We start from the raw sequence: 17589 nt of genomic DNA, 5'->3' as shown, positions 1-17589 counted from the left end.
TACGCAAGAACAACACTGTGAGATTGCTTCCTTAGGTCGCAATAACACAACTACTTTGTTTTTGCGTAAGTCCTAATTTTTAATTCTTTAAACAAGCAAAATAACTTATGCCATTAAATATACAAAAATTGTTGATCCGTAAAAGCACACGACGCCGTCGTACTCCCACTCTTATACAAATGGAGGCGGTAGAATGTGGTGCTGCTGCTTTAGGTATTATTTTAAGTTATTACGGTCGAATTGTACCTCTGGCGAAACTCCGACAAGATTGCGGGGTTTCGCGGGACGGCAGTAAAGCCTCTAATATCCTCAATGCTGCTAGAAGCTACGGATTGAAGGCAAAAGGCTTTAAGTTAGACTTAGAAAGTCTACTTCAATTGCAATGCCCTTACATAGTATTTTGGAACTTCAACCATTTCCTAGTGGTGGAGGGATTTGGCAAAGAGCGTGTTTATCTCAATGATCCTGCTAGCGGACCACGTACTGTCTCTCTACAGGAATTCGATGAGGCGTACACAGGTGTTGTGCTGGTTCTAGAACCAGGTTCAGAATTCAAAAAAGGGGGACATAAACCCAGCACACTCCTGGCTTTATGGCAACGTCTGCAAAGGTCTGCTGGGTTACTTGCTTACTCCGTGCTGGCAGGATTCGTACTGGTGATTCCTGGGTTGGCGATGCCAGCATTCTCTCAGGTGTTTATAGATGATATTTTGATTCAAGGTAGAGAGGAATGGCTGCGCCCATTAATTTTGGGAATACTCCTGACAGCAGGACTAATGGGACTTTTGACATTGCTACAGTTGCAATCTCTGCGTCAAATGAAAATAAAACTGTCTGTGGGGATGTCTAGTCAGTTCCTGTGGCATATTCTGCGTCTACCCGTCAGTTTTTACGATCAACGGTTTGCTGGAGAAATCAGCAACCGCGTTCACCTCAACGACAAATTAGCTAATATCCTTTCGGGTAAGTTAGCAACTACGGTGATTGCAGCAGTAACGGTGATTTTTTATGCAGTGGTCATGCTGCAATATGACGCGGTACTGACCTCAATTGGAATAGCTTTTGTCGTCGTAAATCTCCTTGCCTTGCAATTGGTAAGAAGACATCGTGTAGATGCCAATATGAAATTACAACAAGATGAAGGAAAAGTTGCCGGAGTATCCATTTCTGGTCTCCAGAGTATAGAAACACTTAAGGCATCTGGTCTGGAGTCAGATTTCTTCTCTCGATGGGCGGGCTACTACGCTAAAGCAATTAATGCTAAGCAGGAAATGGATGTAGCTAATCAGACTTTGGGGGTGTTGCCGTCTTTTCTTTCCACGATTTCCTCTATGCTACTTTTGGTTTTAGGTGGTCTGCGGGTAATAGATGGGTATCTAAGCATTGGAATGCTGGTTGCATTGCAGAGCCTGATGCACGAGTTTTTACAGCCTGTCAATAATCTCGTCACTCTTGGAAGCGATCTTCAAGAAGTAGAGGGCGATTTGAATCGTTTAGATGATGTCTTACGCAACTCAACAAATTCGCAATTGGAGGAAAGGAGCAGAGAACCAGAGGAGCAGGTGCGTTTCAATTCTCCTCTAGCCAAATTGCAGGGACATCTTGAGTTAAAGAATGTTACATTTGGCTACAACCGCACTGCCCCTCCGTTAATTGAAAACTTTAATCTCTCACTCAAACCAGGACAGCGAGTTGCTTTGGTGGGAGGAAGTGGTTCTGGTAAGTCCACTATTACCAAACTGGTATGTGGGCTGTACGAACTTTGGCAGGGAGAGATTTTGTTCGATGGTACACCAAAAGAACAAATTCCACGACAGGTGCTCGTCAATTCTATTGCTTTTGTGGAGCAAGATATTTTTCTGTTTGCTGGCAGCATTAGAGACAATTTGACCCTATGGGACACTACCATACCTGATAGTCATTTAGTACGGGCATGTCAAGATGCAGCGATTCACGATGTTGTTCTTTCAATGCCAGGAGGTTATGAAACTGAGCTTTTAGAAGGTGCTACTAATCTGAGTGGAGGTCAGCGACAGCGCTTAGAAATTGCCCGCGCTTTGGTAAATAATCCTGCCATTCTAGTAATGGATGAAGCTACTAGCGCTCTTGATACAGAGACGGAAAAAATCATTGATCGTAAACTCCGTCAGCGAGGTTGTACTTGCATTATCGTGGCGCATCGGTTAAGTACTATCCGAGATTGTGATGAAATTATTGTCCTCGAACGCGGAAAGGTGGTTCAACGAGGAACCCATGAAGAATTAAAGCAAGTTGAAGGTGCGTACTTGCAATTGATTCGTAGTGAGGGTGAAGCACTTTAAAATTCAAAATTCAAAATTGCAAAGCGTCCTGAGCCAAAGGCGTAGAGGAAGCGAAGGATCTCATTTAAAAAACTTTTTTTTTATTTTTAATTGTACAGAAGCAACTGATGCTAAAACAAATTAAGTTAGAAATTCCACAAGAACAACAGTATCTTTTTAAAGGTAATGAACCAATACTGCTAGATGATCCGCAGACGGTTTGGATCGTAAAATCTGGTTTTTTGGCGCTATTTGCTATTAATGTCAAACATGGTATAACAGAAGGTTCTCGCCGTTATTTATTTAGCGTTGGAGCTGGAGAAGCTATGTTCTCAACAGCACCAAGTTCTCAGGATGAGAAACACCAAATTCTGGCAGTATCGATGGAGGAGACAGAACTCCTCAGAGTATCAACAGAAGACTTTAGCAAGTGCATTGTTAACGACGATAGCACACAGCACCCGTCTTCTTGGGGCGATGCTCCAGCAGGGAGCCAAACCCTTGCGGGTGATCGCAAACCAATAACTTTTATAGAGAACTGGATTCATCAACTCAGTTCAGTTCTTTCCAATATTACCGCTCCCAAGCTCCCAGTCCAGCCTGAAGGCATCAACTACTTTGCTTTAGGCTGTGGTGATATCTTCCAATCTCTGCAAAACAGCATATCTTGGATACAAATTCAGCAAGGAACTGCCAAATGGATGGGGTTTGAGGAACTGCTGTTGTTTCCTTCATCCGGTATGTTGCCCTTAGATACTCAGATGTGGCTACAGGCTGCGGACACAGTTGAACTATCATGTGTGAACACCTCTGCAATCAAAAATGCAGATATTTTAATAGACAGTTTGAACCTCCTACAAACGTATTTCCTCGACTGCATTGAGTTATTAAAACAGCAGGAAAAAACAGCAGAATTACGTAGATTTCAGGAAAGAGAACGTCTCAATTATCAGGCGATGGAGGAGACATTACAAGAACTCTCATCTGTATTGCAACCACGGAAAACAGTCTATTACCCAACGGTAACACCAACCGATCACCCAGACCAAGCCCTTCTTATTGCTGTTGGTGCAGTGGGTCGAGCTTTGGGAGTTAAGATTTGTCCTCCAGCTAAGTCAGAAGATATTAGACGAGTTCAAGATCCTTTGGAGGCGATCGCCCGTGCCTCACGAATACGGTTACGTCAAATCACATTAACCGATGGGTGGTGGAAAAAAGACACTGGTCCAATGTTAACCTACACTGTGGAAGACAACCGTCCAGTCGCCTTGTTACCTGTGTCTGATACCCGCTACGAGATTTTCGATCCAGTAGAGGGAACCCATATCCCCGTAAATACCCGCAGTGCCCCCAAGCTGAATCCCTCTGCCTGCGTATTTTATCGCCCTTTACCTGATAAAAAACTCAAAACCCTAGATATGCTTAGGTTTGCGCTGCAGGGTCACCTCAGAGAACTTATTATTATCTTGTTGACTGGAATTGGTACCACCTTGCTGGGGATGCTCACTCCAACAGCAACCGCCATTCTTATCGATAACGCAATCCCGGATGCGAAGCGGGAATTATTGCTGCAAATCGGTTTTGGTTTGTTGGCTGCTGCTTTTGGGGAAAGTATCTTTGAACTTACTCAGGCGTTTGCTCTAATCAGGCTGGAAACCTTTGCAGATTCCTCTATCCAAGCGGCAGTATGGGATCGGCTGTTGAATCTGAGGGCATCCTTTTTTCGCCAGTACTCAATCGGTGATCTCAACTCTCGGGTTAATTCCATCACTCAAATCCGCGAGAAACTGAGTGGCGCTGTTTTGAAAACTATCTTTTCCAGCGTTTTTTCTTTGTTAAATTTGGGACTGCTGTTTTACTATAATACTTCATTGGCTTTGATCGCCTGTGTTGTGGCTATTGTAAATATTGCTGTTACCATTGTCTCTGGGATTCTCACTCTGCAAAAGGTTCGCCCCTTGCTAGAGATAGAAGGACAGCTGTCTGGTGTTATGGTGCAGCTGATCAATGGAGTCGCCAAACTCCAAGTCGCTGGATGTGAGGCACGAGCTTTTGCCTACTGGGGTAGGCAGTATAGTCATCAACTCAAACTTATGCTGAGTACACAGGGCATTGAAGACATCGTCACTGTCATCAATAAAGTTATGCCACCTTTAACGAATGCGGTTCTGTTTTGGTTTGCTACTAGCTTACTGACTCATACTCAAGTTCCAGGGAAAGGCTTGTCTACTGGCACTTTCTTGGCATTCAATGCTGCTTTTGGCATATTCATTGGCGGAGCAACTAGCTTGAGTAACACGGTTGTGGAAGTTTTGGAAGTTTTGCCTTTATGGAATCGGGCTGAGCCAATTCTTTTAGCGACACCAGAGTTAAATTCCAGCAAGACCGACCCTGGCAGGTTATCGGGTAGAGTGATTATAGACCATGTGATTTTCCGCTACCGGGATAATGGACCACTGACGCTGGATGATGTGACTATCCGAGCTGAGCCGGGAGAGTTTATTGCCATTGTTGGACCTTCTGGAAGCGGCAAATCTACTCTGTTCCGGTTATTATTAGGATTTGACTTCCCAGAATCTGGCACGATTTACTACGATGGACAAGATTTAGCTGGGCTGGATGTGAATGCGGTACGCCGACAGTTAGGTGTCGTCATGCAAAATAGCCGGATGATGTCAGGTTCCTTTTTCGAGAACATTGCCAGCGGTGCCCTAATTACTATGGATGAAGCTTGGGAAGCAGCCTTCGCCTCAGGGTTGGCGCATGACATTCAAGCTATGCCAATGGGTATGCACACTGTTGTTAGTGAAGGAGGTACCAATCTCTCTGGGGGACAAAGACAACGGCTGTTGATTGCTCGGGCATTGGTGTTGAAACCCCGGATTTTGCTGTTTGATGAAGCCACGAGTGCTCTAGATAACAAAACGCAGGCTATTGTCAGTCAAAGTTTGGAGCGGTTACAGGTGACGCGAATTGCGATCGCTCACCGACTCAGCACGATCCGTCATGCTAACCGTATTTATGTACTCCAAGACGGTAGAGTAGTTCAGCAGGGCAGCTTTGAGCAATTAGCAAATCAACAGGGGCTGTTTGCTCAGCTCATGGCTCGACAAATGCTTTGAGATCGGAAATTTGGACGTTGCTGAATTATGGGATGATTTTGCTCGATTGAGAACGGAATATCAATGGTTCCAGCAACCAATTCATATCTTGATTCAGCAACGCCTAAAATTCATATCTTGATTCAGCAACGCCGTTTCAAACTATATGTTTTGCGATCTGCTAGCAAATCAACAAAGGTTGTTTGCTCAGCCCATGGCTCAACAAATGCTCACTCGTTCACGTTACACAATAAAATGAGTTAAGCTTTATTACCTTTAAGCCAATACGGTTCAGTTAAGACATTTATTCGTTGAGACAGTAGGGGAGATGGGGAGATGGGGAGCAGGGGAGATGAAGAGTTAACGTCCATTACCATTAGTTCTTTCGCCTCTGCTCCTCTGCTCCTCTGCTCCTCTGCTCCTCTGCCCCCCTGCCTGCCTCAACAGATTAATTTCCTTAACTGAACTGTATTGACCTTTAAGCCAAAAATACCATTACCAGAAAAGGTTTTGCACTACTGCCAGTTTGCACTGCCCGTTACCGAACGACTAAAATATGCCTGAAACTCCTGACTCACCCGTAACCCGCAAGTCCAGTATCACTCAGCATACGCTATCACTTGGCGAGCAGCAGATCAGCTACACTGCGATCGCCGAATGGCAAACCCTGTTTGAGGATGAAAAACCTGTTGCCGAAATGTTTCATGTGGCTTATCTAGCCGATGTTAAAGAAGCATCGCAACGACCGCTAACTTTCGTCTTCAATGGTGGACCTGGAGCAGCTTCCGCTTATCTGCACATGGGAGCATTGGGTCCGAAGCGCGTTTATTTCGGAGCTAATGGTAGTCTGCCCAAACCTCCAGTTCGGGTGGTGGACAATGTCGAAAGTTGGCTTAGCTTTACGGATCTGGTGTTCATCGATCCAATTGGCACAGGTTTTAGCCGTAGTTTACCTCAAGACAAAGATGAGCCGGATAAACACAGCGAGAAAACCAAAACTCCGGAGGCAGATAAACCCAAAGAGATAGAATTCTGGGAAGTCGAGCGAGACTTGAAAGCACTGGGAGAATTCATCCAACGATTTCTCTCTGGTCATAAGCGGTGGCTGTCCCCTATCTTTATTGCGGGAGAGAGTTACGGCGGCTTTCGAGTTGCCAGGTTAGCCCGCAAACTGCAACAGGAATTTGGCGTAGGTCTTTGCGGTGCGATTCTAATCTCTCCTGCTTTGGAGTTCAGTTTGCTGGAGGGTAGTGATTACAACCTCACAGCTTGGGCAACCCTGATTCCTTCCTTTGCGGCGGCTGCTGCTCATCACAATCGTGTCCAATGGGCAGGGGAACCTGGGAATTTACAAGCTCACATAGCCGCTGCTGAACGATTTGCCCGCGCAACACTGATCCCACTTCTGGCAATGGGAGATACCGTGACATCCGATGAGCGCCAGATTGCCTATCAGCAGCTGGCAGGGTTAATCGGCTTGCCTGTGACACTTGTTGAGAAACAAGCAGGAAGGATTGGCATTGAAGTCTTTGCGAGGGAACTGCTGCGAGATGAAGAGCGGATTGTGGGACTGTACGACGCTTCGATCACGGCTATCGATCCTTTTCCTGATCGCATAACTTATGAGGGCAGCGATCCCACCCTTGATGGATTGGATCGCCTGTTTACGGGGGCGATCAACAGTTACTTACGGGACACATTAGGCGTTGAAACCGACTTATCTTACCGTCTGCTAAACTTGGAAATATTCAAAGCTTGGAAATTCGATCTTAAAGGTGAGTTTAAGCAGGGCTTTCTGGGGTCGGTGGACGATCTGCGCGCGGGGATGGCTTTAAACCCTTATATGCAAGTGTACATCGCTCATGGATTGTTCGATCTGGTCACTTCTTATTTTGCCTCAAAGCATCTGGCGGATCTGATGAAATTAAATCCAGAAATTCGCCCCAATCTGAGTGTGAAATATTTTCAAGGTGGGCATATGTTCTACACTTGGGATGAATCGCGCTGTTCATGGTTGGCTCAAATGAAAGCTTTCTACCAGAATGCGACAGTGTGACTTGAGTTTGAAAGAAATTAGGAATTTCCTTGAAAAAGTTAATCCTCTGTTTTCTTCAAATTTACAATACTTCATACGATTTCTAATCATACATCTTTTAAGAAACATTGCGGTCTTTCTTAAAAGACTCCTAGACAAATAAAAGCCGCCCTTCTAGGGCGGGGCTTTAAACCCATTTGTTTTGGTAAATGAGTCCGAGTCGTGATAAGTTGAAATATTAGGAAAATTTGCGAATCAACAAGGTCTACGCCAAAGAGAATTCATGAAAGCTCTTTGACCGACTTTTAGATTGCGCTTATATATAGCCTCCCTGCCTGCGCTCTTCGGTCTTGGGAGATCTCAAATGGCTCGCCAACACTGTTGTGCTATTGTCTTCAGGCTGAAGTCGATAGGCAGAAATCAATTTGTATTAGGAAGTAGGCGATGCACATTGGATTTCTTAACCCTCAGGGTAACTTTGATTCAAGCAGTAGTCATATATCGGAACATGCAGATTTTGGCGGTCAGTTGATCTACGTCAAGCAAGTCGCTATAGCATTAGCTCAAAAGGGTCACAAAGTCGATATTCTCACGCGTCAAATCGTTGACCCCCAGTGGCCAGAGTTTGCTGAACCTTTTGACACTTATCCAGGCGTCGATAACGTCCGTGTCATCCGGTTACCAGCAGGATCGGAAGAATTTGTGCCCAAAGAGTTTTTATGGCCTCATCTGGTAAGTGATTGGGTACCCAATATTCTGAAATTTTATCAAGAGGAAGGTGGCTTACCCGATGCTATGACTGCCCATTACGCTGATGGAGGACTGTGCGGCGTTCTGATTGAGGAGAAAACTAATATACCTTTCACCTTTACAGGTCATTCTCTCGGTGCCCAAAAGATAGACAAACTGGAAGTCACTCCAGAGAATTTGGCGCAAATAGACGAGCAATTCCAGTTCAGATACCGGATCATAGCGGAACGCCTGAGCATGAATCGCTCGGCTATCAATATCACTAGTACACGACAGGAACGCTTTGAACAGTACTCTCACCGAGTCTATCGTGATGCAGTGGACTTCAACAACGACAATCGCTTTGCAGTGATTCCACCGGGAGCAGATTTCTCCATCTTTGGTGCTCAAGAGCGTTATGAAAATGAGGAAGGTATTTACCAACTGGTTCAGGAGCGATTGGCACGGGATATTGCAGAATCACGTCGGGATTTGCCCGCCATTCTGGCATCCAGTCGATTAGAACCTAAAAAAAACTTATTAGGGCTGGTGCAAGCCTTTGCAATGAGTCAAGCACTTCAGGAACGAGCAAACTTAGTGCTGTTGACAGGAGGGCTGGATGATCCGCTGCGAGAGTTGACTAGCGATGAAGTAACCGAAGAGGTCTTAGCGCCCATCCGGAAAGTGGTCGAAGAAAACGACTTGTCGGGCAAGATTAGTGCATTTGGGTTGTCAGAAGGACAAGAAGCACTGGCTGCAACTTATCGGTTTATGGCTAAACGGCGCTCGGTGTTTGCATTGACTGCGCTTTATGAACCCTTTGGCTTGGCTCCCTTAGAAGCGGCAGCTGCGGGATTACCATTAGTCGCAACTCAGAATGGTGGTCCTAGCGAGAGCCTGCGAGAGGGAGATACAGAATATGGCGTACTTGTTGACCCAGAAGACCCTGCTGATATTGCACGGGGCTTAGAGCGATTGCTATGCGATTCTAATGAGTGGGAGCATTTTGCTGTTGCAGGCCAGCAACGGGTACTCAAGACGTACACTTGGGAAACTACTGCTCAAAACTACCTGAACCAGCTCGAGCAGATTGTGTCTTCACCACAGGCACGCGATCAAGCTGAACTGCTGCCAATCCATCCCTACTTTCTTGATCCACAACAGCAGACGGATGTTTCCTTGGAAGAATTGAGCAGTCTCTACTTTGAGTCTAACCAAAATTTGACGACTGCACCTGCCACCTGAGCAAAGGAGTTTTCTGGCAAGGAGTTTCCAAACAGTAGAGTAGTTGTGGTGTAGGTTGTAGGGCACGAGCTAACTGTGCCCTCAGCATATAGTTTGTAGTTCATGCAAATGAAAAGTGCTGTAAATTCACAACAAAGCAAGTCAAAATCTGAGATAACTCTTCTCGCCCAAGAAACTTGTTATTTTGTTTGGAACGATGTGTTTTGCAATCGCACTCACACCCTGTGTCCAAGGATGATTCGGATAGCACAGACTGAAAACATCACTGCTACCCAATTGAAACATCTCTTCACAAACAGGTAGAATGCTAGCCACAGTTGTGTTGTAAGTTCTTTGCATCTGTTGCCCTAAAGCTTGAAAGTTGATTGTTGGTAGTGCCTTGTTAACAACCAGCAGCATTTTAGGCACCTCTAATTTGCGAGCAACATCTACGGTGACTGCCGTACCTTGGTAGTCCTGGTGGTCTGGACGCAGGATAATAACTAATACATTAGAAAGAATCACAGAAAGCAAGGTTTCTTCATTAATACCAGGGTGAGTATCAATCAATAAGTAATCCAGTTTAAAACGGCGGATGAGATTGCGGAAGCCCTCGTTGAGTAGCCGTGCGTCATATCCTTCACGCAATATCCTAGATATTTCGCCAGTTTTAATACTGGAGGGAATCAGGTAAATACTACCTCTGATGCCAGCGTTTTTGTGGCTCATCTTGAGAAGTGGAGTGACATCGTAGGCAGCATCTTCAATGGCACAGCGTCCCCACAGATAATCATTCAGAGTATAGCCTATCTTTTCCTCATTCAGACCAAAAAGGACGTGGATTCCAGGTGATTGAATGTCGGTATCGACAATGCCAACTCGTTGACCAGAACGAGCGATGATAGTTGCTAGGTTAGCAGTTACGTTTGATTTGCCAGTTCCACCACGGAATGAATGAACGGATACAACTTTAGACATAATGTATTCCCAATAGCAGTCAAATGAAATAAAAATATAAGAGCTTTCTACTCTTATTCACGAGTCGGGTTCTGCCCATTTTTTTCTAATTTCTTTTGCCTGTACACTTAAATTTTGAAAGTATTCTGCATCAACAATTTCAGCCACTTGACGAGCTTTCTTGGTTTCGTCAATCTGGATGCTGAGTTCTTGCATCTGTTTTTTCAAGCGTTGCTCACGAGTGTAGACTTGATGAACCATTCTTAGGAAAACCTGTCCCAACTGTCCTAACTCGTCATTGCGCTTAGCGATCGCAACCAAATTTCTAAGTTCAACTTTCTCATTTCGATCAAAAACAAATGTATCAGTGCTAATTTTTTGAGCCAGTTGAGCCATTGGTTTGATGGGCTGGAGAACGTTTCGCTTCAGCAAATGATTAAATGTAAAAATGACCAGGGTAAAAACACTAATGAAAATTGCGATAAATAAGAAAAAAGCCTTATAAACTCTGTCAAAAACTTCACTAACAGGAAAATAAACAATTTGAGTAGCAATAACTTCATTGAGCTTCCACCCAAAACCGTTTTCTGTTCCATAGGTTTCTAGATAACTCTTAGGGGCTGTTTCTGGAGTGCCATGGCAGCGAAGACAGCTTGAATCTTTAAGAGTAAAAGGACGAGCGCTATAAAATAATTCGTCTCCATACATATTCCGAAAACCTGATAAGATTTTCAACCCTGGTTCGTTACGAAAGCGCTCTATAAGTTGGGTTTCAAATTCATCAGCTTTATCCCTTATATTTGTCGGGTTGAGTGTGGCATCTTTGTAAAAGTAATCTCTATATTCTTTGTTTTTGCGTAGATTCTCAAACACCTCTCTGGCTGCAAAACTTGGTATACTTTCGGGAATGAAATTTTGTTGAGTTTCCAGGTTAGGTGCAACGAGAGTTGTTACGTGGTTAGCAGTATAATCTCTTACTGAATTTATCATTTGTATGAGAAGCTGACCCCGATAGTTTATTTCATCTTCAGCTCTATGCTCAAGTGCTTTTGATAAAGCAAAACTACTCATTAAGATAGCGCCTATAAAAACTAGTGAAAGGAGCAAGGTAAATTTAGTAGCCAGCTTAGAATGACCTATCATAGCTTTTCTTCTTTTTATCTATAGGAGAATGTCCTACCGATGTAAAGGTAAGTGATCGCTCCTATTAGATAAAAGTTCAATCTTATTTTTGATTCAGTTATATTGCCAGTCATGTATAGGTTTGATACAACTTTTTCATTCTTTTAAGAACTATATTCATCGTAGAGATTCAACCAGGAACAAACATCTGAAAAACGTCTAGAATCCTACAACCAAATAGATACATTCCTTTTGACTAAAGTTAAGCCAATAAGTAAAAATAACTACGACTAAGGTCAAAAGAGGTCGCAGCTATTACAAAAACTAGGGAGGTAAGGGTGTAAGGGGAGCCAGTGCCGTGGGCGGGTTCCCCGACTTGAGGCATCTGGTGAGACCAGCGCTGCAGGAGGGTTTCCCGACCTAGGCGACTGGCGTTAGCGCAGCGAGACCGAAGGTCTTCCCCGAAGGGCGTTGTAAGGGTGTGGGGGAAAGGAAAATCCGGACGCCTTGCGGCACGCTGCGCTATCAAAGGTGGGGAGGGCGCCCACCTTTGAAAAAAGATTTGTATCAAGCGGAGAGCGCCGCGTTAGCGTTTGCGATAGCGCCCCGTACCTTGCTCGCGGCACGGCACTACCTACCCGAAGGGAAGCCCTATGCCTGCGGCACGACTGCGCAAGAGCGGGAATGAAACAAACACCTTTTTCACGCCAGATACCTACGGAGGGAGACCCTCATCAAGTACTGGCTCCCCTACACCCCTACACCCCTACACCCTTACACCCCTGTGTTTCTTGAGAGGTGTCTTGGTCTTTGGTTTCACAGGACAGTTCTGCTCGTGGTGGTATACTATGCATGCGTAGTACACGAACACAATTGCGAATCTCTTGCATGGTCGTGACTCCAAGGTGTTGGGCTTGTGCCAAAAACTTTTGTGCTTGACTAGGGTCAATAGACCAGAGTTTTAACGCGCTTTGTAACTGAATGTTGATGGCAATCAACGTATGTCCCAGTGCATCATAGCTTTCGTAGGCGATGCGGTGGCGTGCTTTGAGTGCAGTGAGTTCCTCCTGTTGTTGAGTGTACTGTCGCCATCGTTGTTGCTCATGCGCTAGTTGTTGTTGCATCTGTTGCGCTACCAGCACGTACTGCATCAACTGCATCAGTAGTAACAGTACAATTGCAAACCAAAAAACATCACTCCACTGGCTTAACCAATCTTGCGGTGACTGATTGAACAACGCAGCTGTGTCATTGCTACCAAGCTGTTGCACTCTTGTGAGTAACATAATTGCCAAAACAAATCCTGCCAATGTCCAACGTCCGGGTAATGCTAACAAAAACCAACTGCGAATCACGACGATTAGCAACAGAACTGGTAACAGCCACAACTGTCCACTTAAAGCCAGCCATGCCAAAACTAAACTGAACTGTATGCCAATGTACAGCATTTTGGTAGCAAATCTACGACTGGGTAATATGCCACCGGTCAATGCAAACACAGCCAGCATGAGCAGTTCGAGTGCCTTGGGGAGCCATAGTTGCGGCAATAACCTCGGCTCTAGGGAGATAGCCGCGATTGCGCTTTGCGCCGTGGGAGCGGTAGCGTCTGTGAAGGAGAAGGCGATCGCCATGAACAGCAACCCCCATTCCAAGTAAAGCAAAAAGCGGACAGGATGGGATTGAGTTTTCAGCCAGTGATTCATAGCAGGATAACAGAAGTAACCAGCGACAACAATACACAATGTTTCGGTCAGACTCGCAATTGTTTCGGGTGGACTTTGTACATAAAAGCCAATTCGGTTGCTAATAAGATGATCTGTGTAGAGACGTAGCATGCTACGTCTCTACATATAAGGCGCGAAACTATCGCTGTTTACTCCCACAACAACACTGAAGGAAGCGATTCTGGATATGCTAACCTCAGTAATTCATAACCGATTCCAGCAGTGCCTTGAAAGAAACCTGGGTTGTAAATATCTCCGGAAAGTTCAGAAAACAGATCAAAAGTACCAACTTGTTTTGCCCTTGCTACAACTCGTGCTGCCTGTTTTTGGACAGTATTCAACAGATCCGGACGCGACAGCTTGCAAGCTCCTACTAATAATACCTCCATTCTGCCAAAGTTACCGCAACACAGATGGTCGATGTTTTGTAAACCAAATTGCTCAGTCGTGTTTATGGCGACCGCAATTTCTTGGCGAATTTCTGCTGTATCAAGTATCGAAAGAGCTCCCAAACGGGCTAAACCAATGCCAGGAGCACCATGACACCAACTCGTCATAAAAGATGGTTTACTTTTGTTAAGGGAAAAATTTCGTACATCTGGCCAGTTACCATCATTGGGGCAGAAGACGCTGCGTTCATAGGCGATCGCTTCCTTTGCTGCTTCCAGAAAAACTGGGTCTTGTGTGGTTTTGTACAGTCGCACTAAGGCGTAGGCAATGCCCGCTGCACCATGAGAAATTCCCGTTGCTAACTTGTCTTCCAAAGTTGCCCAAGCTCGAAATCCAGTCTCGCTCTTGGTACGGTTATTTAGCAGGTGATAACCTAGGGATTGGGCTTGATCGAGAATGGCTGGATTTGGCTTTGCTTGGTACAAAGTTAGTAATCCTAGTATTGTTCCTGCTGCCCCAGCTATTGTGTCAAATTGGCGATCGCTCGCAATGCTTTCTTGAGTTATCAATGAAGCTGCAAGACTCGCAATATCGAGAAGCTCCGGTTCATCCAGAAACTGACTGACTCCTACCAATGTATAAACAATAGACCCTAATCCAGTGCCTCCACCGATACCGATTTGCTTTGTGATTTTACGCTGAGAGTTCGGGTCTGTGTGCTGCAAGGTTTTTCTCAGGTCTTGCAAAGCGCTCAGCGCTAAATCTCGAAATCCCGCGTCACCAGTAATCTTTGCTAACGCCGCTAAAAATAAGGAGACTCCACAAACACCGTCGTACAAACCATCGCCTAAGGGCTGAAGTTGCATCCGCTCTGCCTTAGGAAGGTACGCCATACCAATCCAGGTAGCGCTACCATCAGCGGCGTAAATTGCTCGTTGTTGCAGTTCCTTTGCAATCTCTAGTGCTTCCTGCACCAGTTGTCCTTGTGTCAAAGGAGACATTGCATCCAGATTTCGATCAGCACTAGCACGCTCAGTAGGTAGGGCAGTAGTCATTCCTTGAGCGACCCGCGAGTAAAAAGAACCCCGAATAATTGCAATCTGTTGAGCTAAATTTCCATCATTAAGCTGCCGTAGACAAGAAATCATCCGGTCATAGCTAGGTTCTTTGAAATATCCCTTAACGATTAGGTCTGAATTGAGTGCCAGAGCATCACTACTGGAGTCAGCAATGAAATAAGGAATATCCATTTGTTCCATTGCTTGTAGTTCCACCCCAAGTATTGACCAAATGGGAGGTTTCTCATCCGCTGCCAAAAATGCCCGACTTAGCACATCCAGTTCAATACTACGGTCTACACCATGCTGTAGAAACTTCGGGTGGAGAGTTTTACCCAGAACATGAGAGTATAGTTGTGTATTGCGAAATAAAAACCGGACTTTCTGATGAGCTAGGGCTGCTATTGGACTATCAGTTGCCAGAAGCTCTTCTCGCCTTTGTGCCAAAAACTGATACATCTGGCGAAAACCATCCACGATTTGATTAACATAATCATGGGGTGATAGGGCGATGCCATTAAGGAAAGGTATATTGGCTGAAGGTGGCATAATGCCAGGCTCATACTCCAATGCCATGTTGTCAGTGTTAATGTTGTGCCACTCTTGCATACGAAAAGGGACTTCTCCGCCAGCTCCCCCCAAACCACTAATGTCGTGTGCTGTTCCTCCATCTGCGCCAAATTCCCATCTCGGCAATAATCCAGTCCGCAGCACGGAATCTTGAAAAAATTGCTGATTCGCTAAAGATTGTGCCCCTACTTCCTCTGTAGGGTTAACCTCGCGAGCACAAGGATGGACAAGGGTTTCCAGGTCTATCAGCACGGGGTGTTCTTCACTGGCGATCAGATTTTCCTCATGGCAGTCATTCCCTTGCAGCACGTAGAGTAGACATAGAACCATGCCTGCACGCTGGTAGTATCGTTGTGCGGCTGCTTCATCTTCAATCGGCAAATGCTCTACATACTCCATCCAGCCGTGGGTGGTGCAGTCGATAACTTTGAGTATCTTAAATGGGTGTAGAGACGTTGTACGCAATGTCTTGAGAAAATGCAGATTACACCAGGCGAGTAACTGAAAATAGGCGGTTTCCAAAGCTAAGCCTCTAGGTTTGTATACTAGCTTCAATCCAGAGGCAAAGGTCAAAGCCATGACGGAGCGTCCTTGATTGTGAGAGTCGGAGAAATTTCCTTGGATTTCAACAACCTGACTTGTCTGTTCTTGAAATATTTGCTGGATAGTTAGCAAGTCTAATGCTAATCTCTGAAGAAATTCCGCTTTTTCCTCCACCCAGAAGTCTATTGCTGTAGCCACTAGCCGTGCTAAGACGCTGTACTTCTGGAAAAAAGACAACAGCCCTCCTGTTGTCAAATCTTTGACAAAGGTTTGGTATTGCACATTGGAATGCTTACCTTGTTGTTCCGGTAATGAAATGGACGCTGATTCCCTTACTGCTTTAAATTGTGAAAACTCAAACTCCAGAGATTGAGCGCAAAGAGACGCTAACTTCAACAGCAGTTGACGTTCCAGATATATGTGGACTGCTTCGGAAAGGAGTTGCCAACTAGCACCGACCTGTGCAATAACTTTCTGCAGCGCTATGTGAACAAAGGGCAGATAAAGTTCTTCAAAGGGAATTGGCTTTTCGGTTTCCAAACAGTGATAAGTACTTGCATAGGCTGTGTCCCAGTCAGTTAGCAAAGCTTCGCGCAAAGTTTCTACCCAAACGGGGAGTTGTTGTCCATCAGCAAGGCGGACAGTACCGAGGACCCTAACCATAGTGCCAACGTCCAGATTGTCCCAGACAAGCCGTTTGGCTAACTTTTCTGGATTCCCTTGTGTGACAACCTGACACCAAGTTTTCAAGCGAGACATAGTCAGCTTGTCGTTGTCTCCAACTTCATCTGGAACAAAGTAATTGCCCAATCTTTCACCAAGTGTACTGGCTTGCTCAACTATTTTGAGTAAATCTTGCTGTGAAACTTCCATTTATTTGCATCCTACTTTTAGTTGAGTTCAGAATGTTTTTTCTACTGATATTTAGATTTTTAGTTTAGATGATGAAAATTCTGAATCACAATTCAATTTCTTTCGCTAAAGCTGAGAATTATTTAAGCTGCTTTAACTTGTCTTGTATTATGACTTCTATTTTTTTAGATTCTCTTCCTAAAAAAAACAAATTGACAATTTAGTTTTTGTGCCGATATTCTGGTTAGTATCAAGGTTAAATTAACACTAACAAACTAGAAAATAGGAGACAGAAAAATGCAAGACGAACTCAAAAAAGTCATTTCTGAAGCTATGGATACCAACTCAGAATTGAAGCAAGAGCCAACTGAGCAGATTCCTCAAGGCGAATTATCTGATGAAGCTTTAGAGTCAGTAGCAGGCGGTGTTTTTGTCGGTCTAACTTTGATTTTCTGCGGTTGCAAGAAAAGTCGGTCTTGGAACGCCAACAATCAAGTATAAGCGTAAGCTGAACACACCAGTAACTACTGAAAGTTCCAAACGGTTCTAACCCAGTGAGCTTTTATAGAACGTTCTTCTTTGTTCACTGGGTTTACTTCCCAACACACTGATTGACACAAACAAACTAGAAAATAGGAGACAGAAAAATGCAAGACGAACTCAAAAAAGTCATTTCTGAAGCTATGGATACCAACTCAGAATTGAAGCAAGAGCCAACTGAGCAGATTCCTCAAGGCGAATTATCTGATGAAGCTTTAGAGTCAGTAGCAGGCGGTGTTTTTGTCGGTCTAACTTTGATTTTCTGCGGTTGCAAGAAAAGTCGGTCTTGGAACGCCAACAATCAAGTATAAGCGTAAGCTGAACACACCAGTAACTACTGAAAGTTCCAAACGGTTCTAACCCAGTGAGCTTTTATAGAACGTTCTTCTTTGTTCACTGGGTTTACTTCCCAACACACTGATTGACACAAACAAACTAGAAAAT

General features: G+C 44.7%; 10 protein-coding genes. 6 read left to right on the top strand and 4 right to left on the bottom strand.

The features are described 5' to 3' along the window. The first annotated feature begins 107 nt into the window (after positions 1-107). The 4 genes from AC5JM2_RS06440 to AC5JM2_RS06425 all read left to right on the top strand — a co-directional run bounded on the left by AC5JM2_RS06440 (position 108) and on the right by AC5JM2_RS06425 (position 9410). Positions 108-2321, top strand: coding sequence for an NHLP family bacteriocin export ABC transporter peptidase/permease/ATPase subunit (locus tag AC5JM2_RS06440; RefSeq protein WP_495834074.1), 2214 nt, complete (start codon positions 108-110; stop codon positions 2319-2321). A 107-nt stretch (positions 2322-2428) separates the two neighbouring features. After that, positions 2429-5422, top strand: coding sequence for an NHLP bacteriocin export ABC transporter permease/ATPase subunit (locus AC5JM2_RS06435; protein ID WP_495834073.1), 2994 nt, complete (start codon positions 2429-2431; stop codon positions 5420-5422). A gap of 535 nt (positions 5423-5957) precedes the next feature. Beyond that, a complete protein-coding gene (locus tag AC5JM2_RS06430) occupies positions 5958-7457 on the top strand; it encodes a S10 family peptidase (protein WP_495834072.1) in 1500 nt (499 codons plus the stop codon). Positions 7458-7880: 423 nt separating this feature from the next. Beyond that, positions 7881-9410: a glycosyltransferase gene (locus AC5JM2_RS06425; protein WP_495834071.1), complete on the top strand. Its 1530-nt coding sequence runs from the start codon at positions 7881-7883 to the stop codon at positions 9408-9410. Between the two features lie 141 nt (positions 9411-9551). On the opposite strand, the gene AC5JM2_RS06420 is transcribed toward AC5JM2_RS06425, so the two are convergent. The 4 genes from AC5JM2_RS06420 to AC5JM2_RS06405 form a co-directional block, all read right to left on the bottom strand. Then, the gene (locus AC5JM2_RS06420) at positions 9552-10367 is read right to left on the bottom strand and encodes a MinD/ParA family ATP-binding protein (protein ID WP_495834070.1); all 816 of its coding nucleotides are present in this window, start codon (positions 10365-10367) and stop codon (positions 9552-9554) included. 57 nt (positions 10368-10424) lie between these two features. After that, positions 10425-11489, bottom strand: a complete 1065-nt coding sequence (locus AC5JM2_RS06415) for a c-type heme family protein (RefSeq protein WP_495834069.1) — start codon at positions 11487-11489, stop codon at positions 10425-10427. 737 nt (positions 11490-12226) lie between these two features. After that, on the bottom strand, positions 12227-13303 hold the full coding sequence (locus AC5JM2_RS06410) for a histidine kinase (RefSeq protein ID WP_495834068.1): 1077 nt from the start codon (positions 13301-13303) through the stop codon (positions 12227-12229). 38 nt (positions 13304-13341) lie between these two features. Continuing rightward, on the bottom strand, positions 13342-16626 hold the full coding sequence (locus AC5JM2_RS06405; RefSeq protein ID WP_495834067.1) for a type 2 lanthipeptide synthetase LanM family protein: 3285 nt from the start codon (positions 16624-16626) through the stop codon (positions 13342-13344). A gap of 276 nt (positions 16627-16902) precedes the next feature. Between AC5JM2_RS06405 and AC5JM2_RS06400 the strand changes: the two genes are divergently transcribed. Both AC5JM2_RS06400 and AC5JM2_RS06395 read left to right on the top strand, forming a co-directional pair. Beyond that, positions 16903-17106 (top strand): hypothetical protein, encoded by a 204-nt coding sequence (locus tag AC5JM2_RS06400; protein ID WP_495834066.1) that lies wholly within the window; start codon positions 16903-16905, stop codon positions 17104-17106. Between the two features lie 146 nt (positions 17107-17252). After that, positions 17253-17456 carry a hypothetical protein gene (locus AC5JM2_RS06395; protein ID WP_495834066.1) on the top strand — a complete coding sequence of 68 codons (204 nt, stop codon included), beginning with the start codon at positions 17253-17255 and terminating at the stop codon, positions 17454-17456. Positions 17457-17589 lie beyond the last annotated feature (133 nt).

It is taken from the genome of Brasilonema angustatum (genome assembly GCF_059505445.1).
The sequence above is the reverse complement of the archived record's forward strand: the minus strand, read 5'-3'. Positions and strand labels throughout refer to the sequence as shown.